General features: G+C 63.7%; 14 protein-coding genes. 9 read left to right on the forward strand and 5 right to left on the reverse strand.

Features of this window, described 5'->3' with window-relative positions; translation table 11 throughout:
- Positions 1-2 precede the first annotated feature (2 nt).
- The 3 genes from V1286_RS29600 to V1286_RS29610 are packed head-to-tail and all read left to right on the forward strand — an operon-like array spanning position 3 to position 3,602.
- Positions 3-1,109, forward strand: a complete 1,107-nt coding sequence (locus V1286_RS29600) for an acyltransferase family protein (protein WP_334485626.1) — start codon at positions 3-5, stop codon at positions 1,107-1,109.
- Positions 1,106-2,161: an acyltransferase gene (locus tag V1286_RS29605; protein WP_334485628.1), complete on the forward strand. Its 1,056-nt coding sequence runs from the start codon at positions 1,106-1,108 to the stop codon at positions 2,159-2,161. Before V1286_RS29600 ends, V1286_RS29605 begins: the two co-directional genes overlap by 4 nt.
- 1 nt (position 2,162) lies before the next feature.
- Positions 2,163-3,602: a lipopolysaccharide biosynthesis protein gene (locus tag V1286_RS29610; protein WP_334485630.1), complete on the forward strand. Its 1,440-nt coding sequence runs from the start codon at positions 2,163-2,165 to the stop codon at positions 3,600-3,602.
- A gap of 11 nt (positions 3,603-3,613) precedes the next feature.
- Here the strand turns inward: V1286_RS29610 and V1286_RS29615 are convergent, their stop codons facing one another.
- Positions 3,614-4,714, reverse strand: coding sequence for an endo-1,4-beta-xylanase (locus V1286_RS29615; RefSeq protein ID WP_334485632.1), 1,101 nt, complete (start codon positions 4,712-4,714; stop codon positions 3,614-3,616).
- A 205-nt stretch (positions 4,715-4,919) separates the two neighbouring features.
- Here V1286_RS29615 and V1286_RS29620 point away from each other — a divergent pair, with 205 nt between their 5' ends.
- The 4 genes from V1286_RS29620 to V1286_RS29635 are packed head-to-tail and all read left to right on the forward strand — an operon-like array spanning position 4,920 to position 8,590.
- A complete protein-coding gene (locus tag V1286_RS29620; protein ID WP_334485634.1) occupies positions 4,920-5,714 on the forward strand; it encodes a WecB/TagA/CpsF family glycosyltransferase in 795 nt (264 codons plus the stop codon).
- Positions 5,711-6,988, forward strand: a complete 1,278-nt coding sequence (locus V1286_RS29625) for a glycosyltransferase (protein ID WP_334485636.1) — start codon at positions 5,711-5,713, stop codon at positions 6,986-6,988. The genes V1286_RS29620 and V1286_RS29625 overlap by 4 nt, the downstream gene beginning before the upstream one ends.
- Positions 6,951-8,180, forward strand: coding sequence for a glycosyltransferase family 4 protein (locus V1286_RS29630; protein ID WP_334485638.1), 1,230 nt, complete (start codon positions 6,951-6,953; stop codon positions 8,178-8,180). The genes V1286_RS29625 and V1286_RS29630 overlap by 38 nt, the downstream gene beginning before the upstream one ends.
- Positions 8,177-8,590 carry a hypothetical protein gene (locus V1286_RS29635; protein WP_334485640.1) on the forward strand — a complete coding sequence of 138 codons (414 nt, stop codon included), beginning with the start codon at positions 8,177-8,179 and terminating at the stop codon, positions 8,588-8,590. Before V1286_RS29630 ends, V1286_RS29635 begins: the two co-directional genes overlap by 4 nt.
- 25 nt (positions 8,591-8,615) lie before the next feature.
- Here the strand turns inward: V1286_RS29635 and V1286_RS29640 are convergent, their stop codons facing one another.
- Both V1286_RS29640 and V1286_RS29645 read right to left on the reverse strand, forming a co-directional pair.
- On the reverse strand, positions 8,616-9,437 hold the full coding sequence (locus V1286_RS29640) for a class I SAM-dependent methyltransferase (RefSeq protein WP_334485642.1): 822 nt from the start codon (positions 9,435-9,437) through the stop codon (positions 8,616-8,618).
- Positions 9,438-9,805: 368 nt separating this feature from the next.
- Positions 9,806-10,348: a hypothetical protein gene (locus V1286_RS29645; protein WP_334485644.1), complete on the reverse strand. Its 543-nt coding sequence runs from the start codon at positions 10,346-10,348 to the stop codon at positions 9,806-9,808.
- 306 nt (positions 10,349-10,654) lie between these two features.
- Here V1286_RS29645 and V1286_RS29650 point away from each other — a divergent pair, with 306 nt between their 5' ends.
- Together V1286_RS29650 and V1286_RS29655 are read left to right on the forward strand one after the other, a co-directional pair.
- Positions 10,655-16,333, forward strand: a complete 5,679-nt coding sequence (locus V1286_RS29650) for a DUF7379 domain-containing protein (RefSeq protein ID WP_334485646.1) — start codon at positions 10,655-10,657, stop codon at positions 16,331-16,333.
- Between the two features lie 58 nt (positions 16,334-16,391).
- Positions 16,392-17,288, forward strand: coding sequence for a caspase family protein (locus V1286_RS29655; RefSeq protein WP_334485648.1), 897 nt, complete (start codon positions 16,392-16,394; stop codon positions 17,286-17,288).
- A 250-nt stretch (positions 17,289-17,538) separates the two neighbouring features.
- On the opposite strand, the gene V1286_RS29660 is transcribed toward V1286_RS29655, so the two are convergent.
- On the reverse strand, positions 17,539-18,705 hold the full coding sequence (locus V1286_RS29660; RefSeq protein ID WP_334485650.1) for a tyrosine-type recombinase/integrase: 1,167 nt from the start codon (positions 18,703-18,705) through the stop codon (positions 17,539-17,541).
- 75 nt (positions 18,706-18,780) lie between these two features.
- A complete protein-coding gene (locus V1286_RS29665) occupies positions 18,781-19,242 on the reverse strand; it encodes a hypothetical protein (RefSeq protein WP_334485651.1) in 462 nt (153 codons plus the stop codon).
- Positions 19,243-19,287 lie beyond the last annotated feature (45 nt).

The raw sequence follows: 19,287 nt of genomic DNA on the forward strand, positions 1-19,287 counted from the left end.
CCTTGCATGACACCAGCGCCACAAGGCATCAGGACGGGTTGCGCATCATTGCGGCCAGCGCCGTGGTGATCCTTCACTATTCCGATTACTTCAAGGACGCGGGCGTCGGCCAATTCATGGTCGCGCGCACCTGGCATTTCAACCTGTTCGTGGACCTGTTCTTTGTCGTCTCCGGCTTTGTCATCGCCCGGCAGTATTTCGGCCGCGTCAACGACGCCGCATCGATCGGCCGCTTCCTCTGGCGTCGCCTCGCCCGCATCTATCCACTGCACCTCGCCACGCTTGCCTTCTATATAGCGCTTGCCGGCGCGCTTCATTTCGGCGCCGCCCGGACCGACAACCCCGCCCGTTACCCGCTTTCCGACCTGCCCGCACAGTTCCTGCTGCTTCACGCCTTCATCGGCGAGCGCCTGACGTTCAACTTCCCGAGTTGGTCGCTGTCGGCGGAAATGTTCTGCTATCTGCTTTTCCCGACCGTCGCGCTGATCGCGCAACGCCGCAAGGAGACGGTCATTGCGCTCGTGGCTCTCGCCGCGCTCGCCAACTCCCTTTGGGCGTGGGCAGCAGGAATGGCGGCGTGGGCCGACTGGATCAACCAGGGCGGCGCCTTCAGGGCGCTGCCTGCCTTCAACCTCGGCATGGCCTGCTATCTGTTCCGCGACCGGATCGCGCGCTGGCCCACAATTCCTGGCGCGCTGGCCGCATCGCTGGCGGCGTTTATTGTGCTCGGTTCCCTGCTGCCGACGATGACTGCCCTGCTGGCGATCTATGCCATCGCGATGCTTGCCATCCAGGCCGATTGCGCGGGACGCGAGACGCTGCTGTCGCGGCTCCGCTTCGATCGCTGGTCGCCGCTGACCTATTCCTGCTACATGCTGCATATTCCGGTTGCGACCGTCATCATCACCTTCGGGTCGCGGCTGCTTTCGCTGTCGCCGCATGAACGCTTGATACTTGCGCCGGTGGCGATCGTCGTTCTTGCATTCGCGAGCATCGTCTCATTGCGCGCGTTTGAAACGCCGCTGCGGCGATATCTGACCGAGGCCTACGACCGCCGCGCCATCAGGCCCGAACCGTCTCCCGCGATCTCGCGGCAGGAGGGTGCATGATGACGGTCGTGGAGCGCATACCGGCAAACGCGGGATCCCTGAGCGTCGCACAGGCGCCGGCCCGAAGCCGAGACGGCATCATCGACGCCATGCGCGGCATTGCCATCCTGATGGTGATCGGAATTCATTCGCTGCCGCAGCCGCTCGATGCCATCTGGGCAAAATCGCTCGACGCGGCGCTGCGGCCCTGCGTGCCGGTCTTCCTGTTCGCCTCCGGATATCTGACGGCGCTCTCCGGCCGCGTGCCGTTCGCGAAACGGTTAAAGGCGGCCTTGATTCCCTACGCGATCGCGTTCGTCGCCGCCTATGCCTACATGGCGCTGCATAATCCGGCGATGGACCATCGCATCGGCACGACGCTGGCGCGGTTCGCCCTGGGGTACGTCTTCGTCTACTATTACGTCTTCGTCTATGTCTGCTGCACGTTCGGCCTATGGCTCGTCTTCGCGGTTGGCGGCACCGGACAACCTGCTTCAAGAAAACGGATTGCGGCGCTGCTGATCCTCTCGATCGGCTGCGGTCTGCTCGCAGGCAGCTATCTTGATCCTGCTATGTCCAGGTTGGGCGCCTCGGACGCACTGCTCGACGAAGTCCGCGTGCGCGACATTCCGTTCTGGTTCTCATTTGCCGCGCTCGGCGCGCTGACCGCGATGTTCGCAGACCTGAGCGACCACAACATGCGCCGCGCGCTGCCTGGCGCCACGCTGGCGGCCTACATGTTCTATGCCGCCGTGCGCATTCTCGGCCTCGGCGACGCCGCCACCTACGATTCGACCGCCTTCTTCCTCTATGCAGCGCTGTTCTGCGTTGCACTGTTCGCCGTCCAGCCAAGCTCGCCGCTGCTTGGATGGTTCGGCTCGGGCAGCTATTTCATCTATCTCTGGCACATCTTCATCGTCATGCTGCTGCGCGATCACACCACGCTGCATCAGCTCGGCGGCATCGCCAGCTTCGCCGTTTGCGGCGGCTTGGCCATCCTCCTCAGCGCCGCCGCGCTGCTGGCCGTCCGGCAGTTCGCCTCCGCCCGACTCTGCCGCTGGCTGGGGGCCTGAGATGCTCTTAAAACACACCCTGCTCTATCTGCCTGCGCAATTCGTCGGGCCGCTGTTCCAGCTTGTGGCGATGATCGTGTGGACGCATGTCGTCGATGAGCACACGCTCGGCGTCATCACGCTGATCACAGCCACGCACGAATTGCTGCAGATCGGCTTCCTCGCCTGGTGGTCGCAATATGCGCTGCGTTTCCTCGGACGCTATCAGGACGCCAACGACGCGCCGCGCTTCTACCGTACCGAAAACGCGGTCCTGCTCGCATCCGTTACGTTGCAGAGCGCGGCCGTCATTGGAATTCTGCTTCTGGTGATTGCGCCCGGCGCCAGAACGGACCTCCTCCTTGCCGCCGTCGCCTATGTGATTACCCGATCCCTCAATCTCTATATCGGCGAGCGCGCCCGCGCGCAGCAGCAGATCCGGGTCTACACGATCCAGCAGGTATTCGGGCCGTCGGTCGGATTTGTCCTCGGCCTGGTGCTGATCAAATTGTTCGGCCAATCGGCGGAGTGGCCGCTTGCGGGATACGCGGCGGCGCAACTGACCGCGGCGCTGATGGTGATGCCGACGCTGCGCTGCGGCTACCGCCTTTGGCCGATCGACCGGGAGATCGTCACGCACGCGCTGCGCTACGGCATTCCACTGATCGTCGGCGGCGCGCTCGGCTGGGTCGGCCTCAACGCGTCGCGCTTCATCGTCAACCAGATGTCGGGCGTGGCCGCGGCCGGGCTGTTCGCGGTCGGTTACGGCCTCGGCCAGCGCGCCGCGGCGGTTGCGGCCATGCTGGTGACGGCCGCCGCGTTTCCGCTGGCGGTCAAGAGCATGGAACAGGAGGGCAGCCAGGCCGGCATGCGCCAGCTTGCCGCCAACAGCGCGCTCCTGGTCGCCATCCTGGCGCCGAGCCTCGCCGGCATCTTCATGCTGAGAGCGGAGATCGTGCATCTGTTGATCGCAGTTCCGTTCCAGGCGGTGACGCTCGCCGTGCTGCCGCTCTCCACGCTTGCCGGCGCGATCCGCAACCTGCGCGCCCATTTCGGCGACCAGGTGTTTCTCCTGCAGAATCGCACGCGCTGGATGATGGGAATTGCGGCGATCGACGCGTCGACAACCGTTGTGCTGAGCGCTCTGTTCCTGCCGCGCTGGGGACTCACAGGAGTGGCCGGCGCCACCGTGCTGGCGGCGCTGGCGGCGGCAAGTGTCAGCTTCTCGATCGGGTTTACCCGGTTTGGCCTGCGGCTTCCGGTCGGCCATCTCGTGCGCATCGCTTTGGCCACGATCGCGATGGCGGCGTTGCTGCGGATCTTCCCGGAAGCCCGCACCATTGCCGTGCTGGCGGCACATGTCACGGCCGGCGCCGCCGTCTATTTCGGCGCGCTCGCCCTGCTCTACGCACCGACGCTGGTGCGAATACTCCGCCCGCGCCCCCAACATTCGGGAGCGTGAGTGATCTCGACCTACGATTTCCTTGTATTCTCGAACGCGCGCGCCATCGCGAACCAGAGCGGCTTCTTCTGCATCGATGAATCGAACGGCAGCGGCCGAGGCAGCCGTTGCGCGAGGGGGTCCTTCTTCTTCGCCGCGTCGGTATAGAACGAGTAGTTGTCGGCAAGTTCCCACGCGATCACCACCTTGACTGCCGGAACGCGCAGCACGTTATTCAGGTACTTCTCGGCCGTATCGGCGATCATGGCATCGCGCGTCGCGATGTCATCCGGAAACGTGTCGTCGCGCACGTCGAATTCAGTCAGGTAGATCTCGACGCCACGTTCGGCCAAGGCATGAAGAAATTCGGCGAAGCGTCCGGGGTCGTGCGGGTAGCGGGGCTGCAGGTGGCTTTGCAGACCGACGGCATGCAGCGGCACGCCGGCATGCTTCAATTCGTCCACCAGCTGCAGCAATCCCTTGCGTACCGTGAGGCCGACCTCATCGTCGCGCTCGCTCTGTGCTTCGTTCAGAACCAGTTTGGTCTTCCGGTCGACCATCGCCACGCGCTCGAATGCGCGGCGCACGTATCCTGTGCCGAACGTGTCGTACCATGGACCGAGCCTGTAACCGCCGGGCGCCTTGTGCCCGGGCCAGAACGGTTCGTTGACGACATCCCATGAATGCAGTTTGCCGACATAACGGGCAGCCACTTCCTCGATATAGGAATCGAAGAACTTCTCGCGCTCGGCCCCGCTCATGTTCCTGATCCATTGCGGAACCCATTCGTTCCAGATCAGGCAATGGCCCCGCATCGGAATGTTGTTACTTGCACAGAATTGCAGCAGACGGTCCGCGCTCTCGAACCGCTTCGGCCCCGACTGCGGCGCGATGGTTCCCATCTTCATCGCAATGTCAGTCGTAACGATCCGCGTCTGCGTCTGATAGAGCTCGCGATAGGCATGATCCTTGTCGATGACAGGGCCTGCAGCTGCGCCGAACACGATCCCGTTACGGGCGGCGATGGCGCCGAGACTCTGCGTGGGCTGCGCCGCGAATGCTTCCTTCTCGTACGACGCAACGCTTGCTCCTGCGATAAGAGCGAGCGCATTTCGCCTCGACCACTGCTGCATAGCTGATCTCCATCACGTGAATGATTCGCCGCCATGTCTCGCCCTTCGCATCGCGACATCGCCATCGTTGCGTCGCATTAGTTCGATTTCGTGACGATGCCGGTTGAGAAAATTTTCGACACACAGTTCCCGTCACGAAGCAGCGGGCATGTCGATAGTTCAGCGTGAATGCGTCTCTCGATCAAATCATCATCAGGGGATCGACATGTCGGAACCGCCAATATCGTTGCAGCCGAGTCTCACCGTCGATGGCATCACCATCAATGTTCCATCGCTCCCCGCGGCGGTTTCGTCGATCGTGTCGGCTGCGCAACATGGCGACACCTTCAGCGTCTGTACGCTCAATCTCGATCATGTTGTTCAATTGCAGCAACACGCGAACTTTCGCGCCGCCTATCGCCGTGCCCGATTTGTCACAGCCGATGGGTTCCCGATCGTCGTGCTGAGCCGTCTCATGGGAACGCGCATCGAGCGGACGACCGGCGCCGATCTCGTCGAGCCGGTCTGCGCCGAAGCGCGAAAGAAAGGCCTCCCGGTCTTTCTGCTGGGCGCGAACGATCTCACGCTGAACGCGACGGCGCGACGTCTCTCGGAACGATTCAGGGGATTGCAGATTGCAGGCTGCCTTGCGCCGGGACCGGGGTTCGATCCCTATTCCAGCGAAGCCGATGCGGCGATCGAACGTATTCGCGACTCCGGCGCCAGGCTTTGCTTCGTGGCGCTGGGTGCGCCACGGCAGGAGCTGTTCGCCGCGCGATGCCTCGACGAGTTGAACGGAACCGGCGTGTTGTGCATCGGCGCCGCGCTCGATTTCATTGCCGGCACACAGAGCCGCGCGCCGTCCATCGCGCGCAAGACGGGGCTTGAATGGGCGTGGCGCATGCTGCGCGAGCCGCGGCGGCTCGGCCCCCGCTATGTCAAATGCATGAGCGTTGTTCCGCGCCTCGTTGCGCGAACCATTCCGCAAATCGTCCAGGCACGCATGAGGAAAGCGGCATGACTTCAACATTGACCCTGGCGCTACGCGCGCGAAATGCCAACCCGATCAAGCCGCGTTACCAGATCTGCCTGATCCATCCGTTCGACCCGCGCGGCCAAAAGGTCGGCGGCCTCGAAACCTACATCCGCGACTTCATCACGTTTCATCCCGTTGACACCGACATCCTCTTCATCGGCGTCGACTCGACGGGCGATCTGGAGTTGGGAAAGCTTCACCGGCTGACGTTCCGCGGCCGCGGCTTCGACTTCCTGCCCATCCTGCATTATTCGGACCAGCAGGCGCGCGAAGCGGCCCGCAGCATCCGCACCTCGCTGACCGGCCAATTCTTCATGGCGCTGCTCCGCCACTTCGGCCCGATCGCACGGTTGATCCGCGCCAGGCGATGCTCGGTCGATCTGCGGCGCGTTGAATTTTCGTGGCTGCCGGCGATCCTGCGGCTTCCCTTCGTTCAGATGCTTCACGGCGAAGGCGCACCGAAACTGCAGATGGATTCGCTGCTGCGGAAATACGCCTTCGTCCACAACACCGGCGAGCGGTTCGCCGTCGCCATGAGCGAGAAGTTCCTTTGCGTCAATCCGTTCATCACCGAGCGGCTGCAGCAGACCTATCCGCGCCGCAAGGACAAGATCGACACGCTCTGGACATGGGTCAATACGGACATCTTCAAGCCGCAGCTCTGGCCGCTGGACTCTTCACCGTTCCAGATCGTGTTCGCCGGCCGGCTCGATGAGTTCAAGGACCCGCCGCTGATGTTTCGCACCATCGATCGCCTGCGGCAGCGATTGAACGGCGATGTCAGATTTCACTACATCGGCACCAGCGACCCGCACCGGTTCGAGGAATTCGCAGCCATCGAGGACATCACCGTGCGCCACGGCTTCAAGGATGCCGCGGGCATGGCGGAGACACTGGCGAGCGCCCATGCCGGCATCCTGACATCCGAGTTCGAAGGCATGCCGCGTTGCGTGCTGGAAACCCTGGCGGTCGGCCGGCCCGTCGTCGCCGTGCACCTGCCGCAGCTCGAATCCGTGATCCGCCCTGGCGTCAGCGGCTATCTGGTGGCGCGGGACGGCAGTCGAGACGACATGGTGGATGCGCTCGCGCAGCGGTTTGTCGATGTCAGGACTGGCATCGAGGCGGGCGCGATGAATCCGGTACACATCGCCGATTCCATCAGGGCGTTCACCCCTGGCACCCAGCTCGCGCGGGTGTACCGCTATCACCAGGAAATTCAGGATGCGCGCGGACTTGCCGCCGCGGCGCCGACCTATTGAGGGCGCCGGGTTGAACATCCTTCTGTTGACCAGCGAGTTCGCTCCCGCGATGGGAGGCATTGGGACCTACGCCCGCGAAATCGCCGCGGCCGCCAGCCGGCTCGGCGCCAAGGTCACTGTCGTGGCGCCCGACTACGCGCGGCAGACCCGCGACGACGACCGGGCCCTGCCCTTCGAAGTCGCTCGGTTTCGCGGCGGGCTCCACTCCATGCGCGACCTGCCGCGCAAGATCATGTTGGCGCGTCGCGGCGTTCGCGGCGATCGATACGACGTGGTCCACGCGGCCGATTGGCCGTTCTTCATTCCGGTCGCGCTTTCGAGGTGGCGAACCTCGGCGCGGGTATTGATGACGGTGCATGGCACCGAGATCAATGAAGCGCAGACGCCGCTGAAGCGCATCGCCATTCGCAGCGCCGGCGTGTTCGGGCCGCGCACGGAGGTGGTCGCCAACAGCCGCTTCACCGAGACGCTGTTCCGCGAGCGGTTCACCGTCGATCCCGCCAGGATCAGCGCGATCAATCTCGGCGTATCGGAATTCTGGTTCGGCGCGCCAAGGAAACGCCGCGAGATTCGCCTTGCCTATCGGCTGCCGGAGGACCGCCTGGTGATGATCACGGTGGCGCGAATCACGCGCCGCAAGGGGCTTCATCTGACGCTCGCTGCGCTGTCGCAGCTTCCGGACAATCTGCGCCAGCGCATCACGTGGCTTGTGATCGGACCGGACGGCGAAGCCGATTATGTCGATGAACTGCGACGGGCTGCCGGTCAGGCGGCCTGCGACATTCGTTTCCTCGGCCCGCAGCCGAATGAAGCGATCCGCGATCTCTACGCGGCTTCGGATTTCTTCTGCCTGACGGGACTGCCTGACACGACCGGCCGGGTGGAGGGATTTGGACTGGTCTATCTCGAGGCCGGAGCCGCCGGCCTGCCGAGCGTCGCGACCGAGGTCGGCGGGGTGCCCGATGCCGTGCTCGCCGACGAGACCGGAATTCTCGTGCCGCCATCGGTGGAGAGCATCTCGCTGGCGATCGCGGAACTGGCAGCCGACCGGGGCCTGCGCGCCATTCTCGCGGCGGGCGCCTCCGCCCATGCCCGCGCCCTTTCATGGGAACGCTGCGCGGCGACAACCTATGGCCTGGCCTATGCCAGCAAGCGGGCAACCGCGGACCGCGCCATCGGAACAGTGGCATGAAGCTGTTGGTCGCGACCGCGATGCTGCTCGCGCTCGCGACCGGTACGGCGCGGGCGGATAGCGAGAACTGCCGCAAGAGCCGCGAGTATCTCCTGGGCACTCCCGGCGGTGACCTGTCACTGACGCCGCAGGCCTATAACGACCTGTTCAAGACCTGCATCGCGACATCAGCCATGCCCAACGTGAAGGATGCGTATATCCTGAGGGATGGCGGCATCGCCGTGGTCCCCAAGCAGGACAGCGTTGCGGCGACGGCCGCCACGCTTGCGCAGTTCTGCGACGCTCATCCGCACGGCGTGCTGCGCTTCATCACGGCTAAGGAAAAGCTTGCCATCCGATCCGTAACCGACGTCGCACGGATGTCGTCGACCTCGTCGACGCCATGCAAGAAGATCAAGGGCCTTTCGTAACGCCCGCGCGCCGCCTCTCAAAACCTCACTTTTGCCGGTTGTAGTATTCCGGCATGGCGTGCGGATCCATCGCCTGCTCGGCCCTGCGCCCGAGAAAAAAGAAGCCGCTGGCAGCGTCGGCTGCGGCCCGGCCGCGGCCCAACGCATCGAGATACCTGATCCAGAAGAAGGGCAGCACGATCAGGCGTGACAGCTTGTTACCCGCGCCGAGCGCGCGCGAGAAATAACGGATCGACCATGCCAGCGCCACGCCGGCGCCACCGACCGGCCCGGCGCTGATTTCGGAAAATCGCCTGAACAACCAGCGGTGACCGCTCTGCGTGAAACGCGAGAAGTCATAGGCCTGCTCATGCACCTGCTGCATGAACGGTGTCTCCGCATAGACCAGGCCGTCCAGCCGGAGCACGCGATGCAGCTCGGCAACGACGGTGGCGGGCTCGAGCACATGTTCCAGCACCGCCTGCACCCAGACGCCATCGAACACGCCATCCTCGAACGGCAATTTGTGAGCGTCCGCCACCAGCACGGTATGCGGCGAGGCGTAGACATCAGTGCCGACGAGCTCGATGCAATCGTCCCGGTAGAGTTCGTCCGCGCCCAAACCAATCGTCCCGCCGCCGATCACGAGCACGACCGGCCGCCTCGACTCCCGCTTCAACAGATCGATGAATTTCGTGCTGTTGGAAACCGCCACCGGATTGCCTCCGAAGGTAAGGCGATGCAGCCGCGACCCCATGGAACGGCGGCTGACATCCCGCTGCAGCGCCGAGCCGTTCTCGGCGTCGTACATTCGGCGCTCAAAAATGCTGGCTGCAAAATCGATCAGCACCGGCTGGGTGCCGATCATGGGAAACCCTGCCCTGCTATAATCGCAGGCACGGTTGGAACATGACGGCTGTGACCACGCGTTCCGCAGCGCCGACAAACAGCGAGGGCAGCGAAGACGCATTTTCCAGTGCGCAGGTTCCGTATTCGCTACCGAGTGATCGACGGCAGAAGACTGCAAAGAAGGCCTCGTATGTCATTTCTACTGCCCTGCCCACGCCTGTTCGCAATCGATGCTATTTCGAATGCACCGACAGCGCAACAATGCCGGGACCGGGAACAATTCGGATGGTGACAATCTGGATGTCGCAGGAAGGTCCCCCTCGACGCTGCCAAGAGGGCTTGCGCGAACACAACGCACGAACCCGCCCCGTTGTTTCGAACAAAATTTTAGGATTTCTCGAAACGCCTTCCAGCGGGCTTGCTCCGCCTGCGGCCGGCCGCACCAGAGGAGATCGCAGCGTTCCGCCATGCGGTCGGACAGGCCCCGGCATCCGACCAGCCGGCCATGACGTTCCTGATCAAGATCGACGGGTCGAGCAACATGTCGAGCCGGATGCGCAGGCCGGTGTTCGGCCGCCCCACCACTTTTCCGAGGCTCTCGGCGAACAGGCGGAACACCGTCTTCGGAAAAAGAACATCGGCGAGCCGTGTTCCGATCGCCACGGCCTCGTCGATCGTGATCTCGGCGCGCCCGCCACGCGCGCTCCCACTGAAGAAGCTTGCACGCAGCTCAACGCCTTCCTCGACGGGAAACGCGACAGTCTCCTCCTCGGCCATGCGACCGGCGGGTGATGCGTCGATCCGGACGCCTATCTCGCGCGCGTTCCTGCGCTTTGCGACGATGACGAAGTCTTCGTAGGCCGTGGTGGCGTACGACACCTCTTTCGTCGCAGTCCGAGTTGCGGCGCCGGTCGTTGTTCGTCTGACCACCTTGAGCCCCACGCGTTGGCACGCAGTGCATGCACAGATGGTACGATCTGTGGCCGAGCGAACGTATCGGCTTCCGGCCGCGCGATGCGACGATGACCCCGACGTTGTGTCCTATTGCCATTTCTATTGAGGCGAGTATCGTACAGGCGTTTCAGAATTTCGATTTCAGGCGTTTCGCTCACGACCGTCGACAAGCTCAAAGGCATGCAGCCGGGTGACACCGGATGAGCTTTGCTGTGCGCGGTCAAGCGCGGATTGATCGCGCGCGGCGGTCGATCCCGGCGGAGGCAATTGCGGAGGTACAACATGGCCGCTCCGATCACGTTCGTCGTCCCTGGCGTCCGCGCAGACCGCGGCGCCACGCGCGGCGCCGGCGGCGCAGCATTACCCGTGGGGCGCGTGAAGGACTCCATCACCGTCACGGCCCAGCGCGCCGCCGGGGAATCGGAAGTCCGAACGACCGCAATTCCCGGAGAAGACGTCGTTCTGATCGAAGTCGCCGGAGGACCCGAGCTGTGGCTGCATCCGGACACCGCGCGGGAGCTGCTGCAATCCCAACAGGACGACCCGCTTCTCTCGCGCGGCGGGACGACGCTCGCGCCGGGCGAGGTACGTATTCCGGCCCGCTTGCAGTGGCGTCTCGAAGAAGGCGCGGCCGTGCCTGGCGCCACACGTGGCTTCCTCAGCGACGTGCTGGTGCGGGGGATTCAGGTCCTCACCGGTTTTGCCGAGGACAAGGCGGCGGATTTCGCGGCCTCGAAGGTCGTTCAGGCGTTCGACTCCAAGGTCAAGGCGGGCGTGTACCGGCTCGATCGTCAGCCGCCTGGATCGCTCAAGGACCGGACGCCGTCCACGATCGCATCTGGCGAGACACCATCGCTGGTGCTGATTCACGGGACCTTCAGCGAAACCTCCGGCACGTTCGGAAAGCTGTGGAACGAGCACCCGGAGCTCGTCGATCTGCTCTTCAAGAGGTTTCGGGACAGGGTCTATGCGCTCGACCACCCGACGCTTGGCGCAAGCCCGATCGCCAACGCCATCACGCTGGCCGAAGCCGCGCCAGAAGGCGCGCGGCTTCATCTGCTCACGCATTCGCGCGGCGGATTGGTCGCAGAAGTGCTGGCGCGGGTCTGCAGCGAACCGGTGGCGTCCGTCGAGCTGTTCGCAAATGACGGTTCGAGCGCGCAGGAGCTGAAGAAGCTCGCCGAGCTCGTCGCCAGGAAGCGCATTTCGATCGATCGGGTCGTCCGCGTCGCCTGCCCGGCGCGAGGCACCCTGCTCGCCTCCAAGCGTCTCGACGCCTATGTGTCGGTGGTGAAGTGGGCGCTCGAGCTCGCTCAGATTCCCGTCGCGGATGAGCTGGTCAAATTTCTGGGTGAAGTCGCCCGTCGACGCGCGGACCCAGACGTGGTTCCGGGTCTCGCGGCGCAGATCCCGGATTCGCCGCTCGTCAAATGGCTGCATGCGACCGACAAGCCGATCAAGGGCGATCTGCGCGTCGTGGCCGGCGATCTCGAGGGCGATTCGGTCGGCACCTGGGTCAAGACCCTCTTGTCCGATGCCTTCTTCTGGACCGACAACGACCTGGTGGTGCAAACGCGATCGATGTATGGCGGGTCGCCGCGGGAGAAGGACTCGACGTTCGTCCTCGACCAGGGCGGCAAGGTCTCGCACTTCAACTATTTCAGCAACCCGCGGACTGCGAATGCGATCGTGAACGCGCTGGCGCTCAGCGCCGATCCGCCGGACGAATTTCGCGTCATCGGCCCGCTCTCGTGGAGCGGGGAGTCGTCGACGGGGGTTCGGGCGGCACTGCAAGCGCGCGGTGCGGCCGCGGCCGCCGAGCTGCCTGCGCTCTTCATCTTGCCCGGCATACTCGGCAGCAATTTGAAGATCGACAACGATCGTATCTGGCTCGGATGGCGCCTCGTCAACGGCTTGAAGCAGCTCGCTTACGATCCCAAGGGCACCAATATCCTGCCGGACGGGCCGGTTGGCATCTACTACGACGACCTCGCGACGTTCTTCTTCGACGACCACGACGTGAAGCCGTTCGCCTTCGACTGGCGGCGCCCGATGGCCGCCGAGGCCAAACGTCTCGCCGACGAAGTCGCCGCCGCCCTCGACGCGCGCAAAACATCGAAACAGCCGGTGCGGATCATCGCGCATTCGATGGGCGGCCTGGTTGCGCGGATGATGCAGATCGTCAGCCGCAGCACGTGGGACCGGATGATGGCGGCCGACGGCGCGCGCCTGTTGATGCTGGGGACGCCGAACGGCGGCTCCTGGGCGCCGATGCAGGTCCTGTCGGGCGACGATACGTTCGGCAATCTCCTGACCAGCGTGGGCGCACCATTCGGCGGCAACGGGGCGCGCAAGCTCATCGCCAATTTCCCCGGGATCCTGCAACTCCAGGCCGGCCTGCTGAACGGTCTCGGCACCGACGCAACCTGGAAAGATCTTGCAGCCGCCGATCTTGCGGCGGCGCGCAGGAACAACCCCTGGCACAATCTGCCGCTGCAATTTGCCCAGTTGGAGTGGGGAATTCCCACCCAGGACGTGCTCAACGAAGCGGTCGAACTGCGGCGCGCGCTCGATCGGCAGCGCGACACCGACCTCGCCTCGTTCGCACACAAGCTCCTGCTCGTCGTCGGCAAGGCGGAGTTCACGCCAGCGGGCTACCAGAAGTCGGACGACGGCGTGATGTATCTGGACGCGCCGGACCAGGGCGACGGCCGGGTGCTGCTCGACAGCGCCGTGCTGCCGGGGGTGGCCACCTGGGTCGTGGACGCTGATCATGGATCTCTGCCCCGGCACAAGGAAGCCTTCGGCGGATACCGCGACTTGCTCAGCATGGGCCGGACGGATCGCCTCTTCACGCTAACCGCGGCCCAGACCGCGCGGGGACAGGCGGAACCAACTGCCAAACCGCTGGTGCGAAGCCGTCCGTCACGACTGCCGGGCGGTGAAACACCGCCACAGCGCGAAACCGACGTGCTGGCGCCCGCGGCCACGGCGCCCGCGCCGCAGGCGAAAACGCGGGCTGCGGGCCTGCACATCACCGTCATGAACGGCGATCTCACCTACGTCTCCGAGCCATTGCTGATCGGCCACTACCGCGCACTGCGCCTCACCGGCACGGAAGCGGTGATGGACCACGCGATCGGTGGCGCGATGATCGCGTCACTCCAGCGGGGCCTCTATCCGGACGCGCCCGGCAGCCACCAGGTCTTCGTCAACGTCACGACCAATGCCGACAATCCCTGGCAATTGCCGCGGCCGGAGGCCGTCATCGTGGCCGGTCTCGGCGCCGAGGGCGAGCTGCGCGGATCGCATCTCGTGAATACCGTCCGGCAGGCGGTCATCGGATGGGCGCAGCGTCTGACGGAGCGGCGTCCCGTGCCGCCCGAATTCACGCTCGCGACGACACTGCTTGGCAGCGGCGGCAGCGGCATCACGGCGGGACAGGCGGCACAACTCATCGCGCAGGGCGTGCGCGAGGCCAATGAACAGCTCGCCCGGGACGGCACCGCGCCGCCGCGCTGGCCGCGCGTGAGCCAGCTCAAGATCATCGAGCTGTTTCTCGACCGCGCCAGCGAAGCGTGGAACGCCCTCCGGGCGCTCGCGGCGGCGGACAGCGCCCGCTTCACCGTCGAACCGACCATCGCCGAAGGCATCGGCGCAATGCGCCGGCCCACGGATGCCGGATACCGCGGCGCCGACTACGATTTCATCAGCGCCATCATCCAGAAAACCGAGAACGAGCCGGAATCGATCGTCTACACGGTGAATTCCAAGCGCGCACGCAGCGACGTGCGTCCCCAGTCCATGCAGGTGGGGCTCGTTCGAAACCTCGTGCTGACGGCCTCCAACAACGCCAACACCGACGCGCAGATCGGACGCACGCTCTTCAGGCTGCTCGTCCCGGTCGATCTCGAGCCGTTCCTGGGCAGCAGCACGGAGACGGTGCTTGAGCTCGACACGAGCACCGCCGCCATCCCCTGGGAGGCGCTCGAGCCCTCCAAATCGGACGGAAAGTCGAGCGGACTGCCGTGGTCCATCCGCACCAAGCTGTTGCGCAAGTTGCGGACGCCGTCGCCGCCCACACGCGCGGTCACCGACGCTTCGGCCGACGACGACATTCTCGTGATCGGCGATCCCGCATGCGACCGATTGGTCTATCCGCCGCTGATGGGCGCGCGGCGGGAGGCGACGAAGGTCGCGGACTGCCTGACTGAATTGGTCAACCCTCGCCACGTCCATCGGGTCATCAGCGGGCCCAAGCCCGGAGACGAAGAACCCGATCTGGGGACAGTGATCAACGCCTTGATCGACGGGGACTGGCGCATCATCCATATTGCCGGCCACGGCGAGCCGCCGACCGACGGCGTCACTCGCGGCGTCGTGCTGTCCGACGGCGCGTTCTTCGGGCCGCACGAGATCAAAGCGCTGCGCGTCATCCCCGAGCTGGTGTTCGTCAATTGCTGTCATCTGGCGGCAGACGCCCCGAAAAAGCTCTTCGAGCCGGTCAATTACAATCGCGCGGAATTCGCCTCGGGCGTGGCCCATGCGCTGATCGAGGGCGGCGTGCGCTGCGTGATCGCGGCCGGCTGGGCGGTGGACGACGAAGCGGCGAGCGTATTTGCCACGAGCTTCTACAAGGCCCTGCTCGGCGGGGACCGCTTCATCGACGCCGTCGCAACGGCACGGGAGAGCGCGCGCAGCAGCCGTAACAACACCTGGGCGGCCTATCAGTGCTACGGTGATCCGGACTGGCGCTTTCGGACACAGACCGGCGATGCCCAGAAGCCCACGTCGCGACCAGCGGGGCAAGAATTTTCCGGCATCGCGTCGGCTCCGGCCTTAATCGTCGCGCTCGAGCGGATCGCCGTCGAAACCGAATATCAGGGCAAGAAGCCCGAGGATCAGGCCGTCCGCCTGCACTACCTGGAACAGAAGTTCGCCCAGTACTGGGAGGGGCGCGGCAACGTTGCCGAAGCGTTCGGCACCGCATGGCTGAAAGCCAAGCGCTTCGACGAGGCGATCAAATGGTATCAGCGCGCGCGCGAGGCGCAGGACGGGACGGCATCCTTCGTCTCGATCGAACAATTGGCGAATGCCAGGATCCGCCTTGCGTGGGAGCGCGTCGAACGCGACGGCAAGACGATCGACCAGGCGCGCAAGGAGATCGAGGACGCGATGACGCTGCTCGACAGGCTGATTGCGCTCGCGCCGACCGTCGAGCGGGAAAGCCTCTATGGCTCCGGCTACAAGCGACTGGCCCTGCTCGAAGCGGCAGCGGCCGCCGCCGCGGCGAAGGCCGATGACCAGACCGCGACGGCAGCGGCAGAGGCCGCTGAAGCGGCCGCCATCGGACAGATGCTGACGCACTACGAGGCCGCGGAGACGATCGCCCGCAAATCGCCTTCCGCTTCCACCCTGGCGTTCTTCTACCCCGCGATGAACCGCATTGCCGCGCAGCTCGCGAGCAATGCAGGTACGCAAGCGATGGACAACGAAACCATCACCCTGGTGCGCAGCTCGATGGGCACTGTCGCGCCGGATTTCTGGTCCGTCGTCGGGCAAACTGAACTGGACATGTATGTGGCGATCGCGGCGAACTCGCTCGCGGAAAAAGCGGGTCCCCTGATCGAGAAGTTCCGTGAGCACCATACACGGGTCGACAACACGCGGCTCTGGGGTTCCGTGTTCGACAATGCGACCTTCGTGCTGTCCAAATACCGCGCGCGTGCCAGTCAATCCGAAGCTGCGGCCGCGAAGCAGCTTCTCGATGCACTCGGCTCGCTGGCGGGTCGCGCTGCAGCGCCCGCATCCACGGGAAGCGGTGCGACGAAAGGCACTCCGAAAGCCGCGCCGGTGGGCAACACCAAGGCCGCCAAGAAGGCCAGGAAGATAAAGTTGAAGGCGAAGCCGGCCGGCGGAGCGCGGACGCAGCAAGGCAGCACGCCAAAGCGCAAACGGTGACCGCTCGGTCCAGCATCGTCGACCCGGCGGCTTCATAATGTCTGGAAGGAGGATCCAAATGGCGAAGACGGCAGAGCACAAGGCGAAGGCGGTATCGATCCATATCGGGCTGAACTCCGTTGACCCGAAGCACTACGCGGGCTGGAGCGGGGACCTCCTCGCCTGCGAGTTCGACGCCAACGACATGGCGGCGATCGCGCACGACGCCGGCATGAAATCGACGCTGCTGCTCACCACCAAGGCGACGCGGGCGAATGTGCTCGCAGCCGTGAGAGCCGCATCCAAGAAGCTGCAGGCGGGCGATCTGCTGTTCGTGACCTATTCCGGGCATGGCGGCCAGATCGACGACGTGAGCGGCGAAGAAGAAGAGGACAAGAAGGACGAAACCTGGTGCCTCTATGATGGCGAGCTCATCGACGACGAGGTGTTTTTGGAGTTGAGCCGCATTGCCGCGGGCGTGCGGGTGTTGGTCCTCTCCGACAGTTGCCACAGCGGCACCGTGATACGCGCGCGGGTTCCGGAAGGCAGTACGGCCGGGCGATCAAAGATGATGCCGCCTTCCGTCGCGATGCGGACCTATCGTGAGCATCAGGCCTTCTACGACAAGCTTCAGCGCGACGTGGCCGAGGCCGCGGGAAAGGCGTCCGTGCCGACGCCGGACAGCGCATTGGCGCGCGTTGCCGTCAGCAAGCGGCTGACCGCCATCGCCAACGAGTGCAAGGCGGCCGTGATCCTGATATCGGGCTGCCAGGACAACCAGACGTCCCTGGACGGCGATCACAACGGCGCGTTCACCGAGCAACTGCTTCGGGTGTGGAATCACGGCGCATTCAAGGGCAATCACGCCAAGTTCCACGCAGCCATCAAGGCGCGGATGCCCCGCACCCAAGTGCCCAACCTCTTCACCCTCGGTCCGGTCGGGAAGCTCCTGACCGAGCGGCCGTTCACTCCGTGAGACGCCTGCCGCGCAACGAGCTGCGCAAAGAAAAAGCCGCCTCAAACGGGCGGCTTTTTCATCGGACTGCTGAGCGTTCAGCAGGATATTTGGTTGCGGGGATAGGATTTGAACCTATGACCTTCAGGTTATGAGGGTAACTTCAACACGCGCTAACCCATTGTTCTAACGAAACTTGGCAACCATCATGTGCCGCTGGTGTGCCAAAGCCGCGCCGGCGACCCACTGATCAAGCAAACTGCGAGGTATGTTAGGCGAATAGACCCTTGGCAATTTGGTCCATTGCCCTCTTGTGATCATCGCTAGGAAACAGATGCCCGTACCTGTCCATGGTGACTTGCAGCGAAGCATGGCCCGCGAACGTCTGTACTGTCTTCGGCGCGAACCCGGCTTCTATCCAACTCGACACTGCAAAGTGTCGAAGCGCGTGCCAATTAAAACGACGGGGAGGTGCAGGAAAACGGGTCGGGTCCCTCAGATAGGCAGCCTCAAGGCGGTCAAAAAGAGGACCGAAGCGGCGCTTAGTCAGGTTGTCATGACTTGTGTGATTGCCGTTGTCATTCGGAAAAACTAGATCATCCGGCGTCTTAAATTTCGATCTCAGTTTCCACGTTTTCAACATCGCCGTCAGTTGGCTGGAAATCGGAACAGTTCGCACTCCAGCTGCGCTTTTCGGTACACCTTCCTCGCCATAGGCATCAACGCGGCGGCCAATGTGGAGATGGCCACTTTCTAGATCAACATCGCGCCAACGGACGGCCCATTGCTCCCCAGCTCGAACCCCCGTGGACGCTGCAAAGGTTAGCTTGATCCTTAAATCCTCATCCGCACCGCTGAGCGTAGCCCCCATGTCAGACTTCGACGGCGGGACAACTTTCTTTGATCCTTCATCACGAGGACCAATGACCCTCGTTCCGTGGGCCGCGTTGGCTGATATCCAGTCTTGAGAAACGGCATACGCGAGGGCACTGTGCAGCGTTGCCAGAATCTTTCTGGTAGTTGGAACCGTTACGCCGGCGCTGCGGAGGCGGTCTCGAAAATCTCCAACGGATCGAGCAGTGAGTTGCGATAGCTTGCGGTTACCTAGCCCGTGATCAGGATGCAGAATATGATTGCTGGCGTGCCCCTTGTAGACCGCGAGCATTTTGCGCGTCATCCGCTCATCGCGCTCATATCGGCCAGCGCAGTGCTCTAGGAAGCTCTCGCAAACCTCTTTGACAGTGACCTTGTCGGCAGCCGCTCGATACGTACCCGCCTGCATCTGGCCTTCGACCTGAATGCGAAAGGCATCTGCCGCCTTCTTACTCAGGTAATGCTTCCGTTGCCGGACGCCTCGACTATCGGCGTAGTCGACAACCCACGCGGCCTTGGTCTCGCCGCTCGTCGCTTTCCATGTGCGCCTGCGAACCGATGCCATGATCAGCTACCACTCCCTACATTGGCCGGTCGGGCATGGTGCATGGACCATCGCGACTTCAGCCGCACACGTCGCTCATTGATCTTCATGGTCCGTAATTTTTATGAGCCGGGCGTAGGTACGTCCAACGACGTCGGGTGGGTCATCGCCATTTCCATCTGGACGCTGATTTTCGCTGCCTTCAAGCAAGTATCGCGAGAGAAGTTCGACCACACCGGCTTTGAACGCCGACAACGCATACGAGTGCTCGTACCACTCTGTGCCTAGGTCGCGCGCGAGCATGTCAGCGAGCTTCCCAACAGCTGCAAGAAATCGGTTCGTCTCACGTCCCTGCGAGAGATACGACAACTGCAGTCGCTGCCGTATCTCAGCGCTCAATCCCTGATCACTCGCCTGAGCGTCCGATTTCAATCGAGCGACCAGTTCCGGAGGCAACACTACGGCCGTGTGAAGCATCGGGTTCTCGGCACGAGGGCGTCCACTTTTTCTCTTTTCTTTCAAAGGATTACCTTCTCCTGAATGATCGGTGCTGCCCACGCTATTGACTGTTAAGCTATACTTATTATGTTGAAAGTCAATGAA

This window comes from Bradyrhizobium algeriense, assembly GCF_036924595.1.
In the GTDB taxonomy this organism is placed as follows: Bacteria; Pseudomonadota; Alphaproteobacteria; order Rhizobiales; family Xanthobacteraceae; genus Bradyrhizobium; species Bradyrhizobium algeriense.

Bases quoted from the DNA above. Each gene is read 5' to 3' on its own strand.
- V1286_RS29605 (WP_334485628.1), top strand. From the start codon at position 1,106: ATGATGACGGTCGTGGAGCGCATACCGGCAAACGCGGGATCCCTGAGC.
- V1286_RS29610 (WP_334485630.1), top strand. From the start codon at position 2,163: ATGCTCTTAAAACACACCCTGCTCTATCTGCCTGCGCAATTCGTCGGG.
- V1286_RS29615 (WP_334485632.1), bottom strand. From the start codon at position 4,714: ATGCAGCAGTGGTCGAGGCGAAATGCGCTCGCTCTTATCGCAGGAGCA.
- V1286_RS29620 (WP_334485634.1), top strand. From the start codon at position 4,920: ATGTCGGAACCGCCAATATCGTTGCAGCCGAGTCTCACCGTCGATGGC.
- V1286_RS29625 (WP_334485636.1), top strand. From the start codon at position 5,711: ATGACTTCAACATTGACCCTGGCGCTACGCGCGCGAAATGCCAACCCG.
- V1286_RS29630 (WP_334485638.1), top strand. From the start codon at position 6,951: ATGCGCGCGGACTTGCCGCCGCGGCGCCGACCTATTGAGGGCGCCGGG.
- V1286_RS29635 (WP_334485640.1), top strand. From the start codon at position 8,177: ATGAAGCTGTTGGTCGCGACCGCGATGCTGCTCGCGCTCGCGACCGGT.
- V1286_RS29640 (WP_334485642.1), bottom strand. From the start codon at position 9,437: ATGATCGGCACCCAGCCGGTGCTGATCGATTTTGCAGCCAGCATTTTT.
- V1286_RS29650 (WP_334485646.1), top strand. From the start codon at position 10,655: ATGGCCGCTCCGATCACGTTCGTCGTCCCTGGCGTCCGCGCAGACCGC.
- V1286_RS29655 (WP_334485648.1), top strand. From the start codon at position 16,392: ATGGCGAAGACGGCAGAGCACAAGGCGAAGGCGGTATCGATCCATATC.
- V1286_RS29660 (WP_334485650.1), bottom strand. From the start codon at position 18,705: ATGGCATCGGTTCGCAGGCGCACATGGAAAGCGACGAGCGGCGAGACC.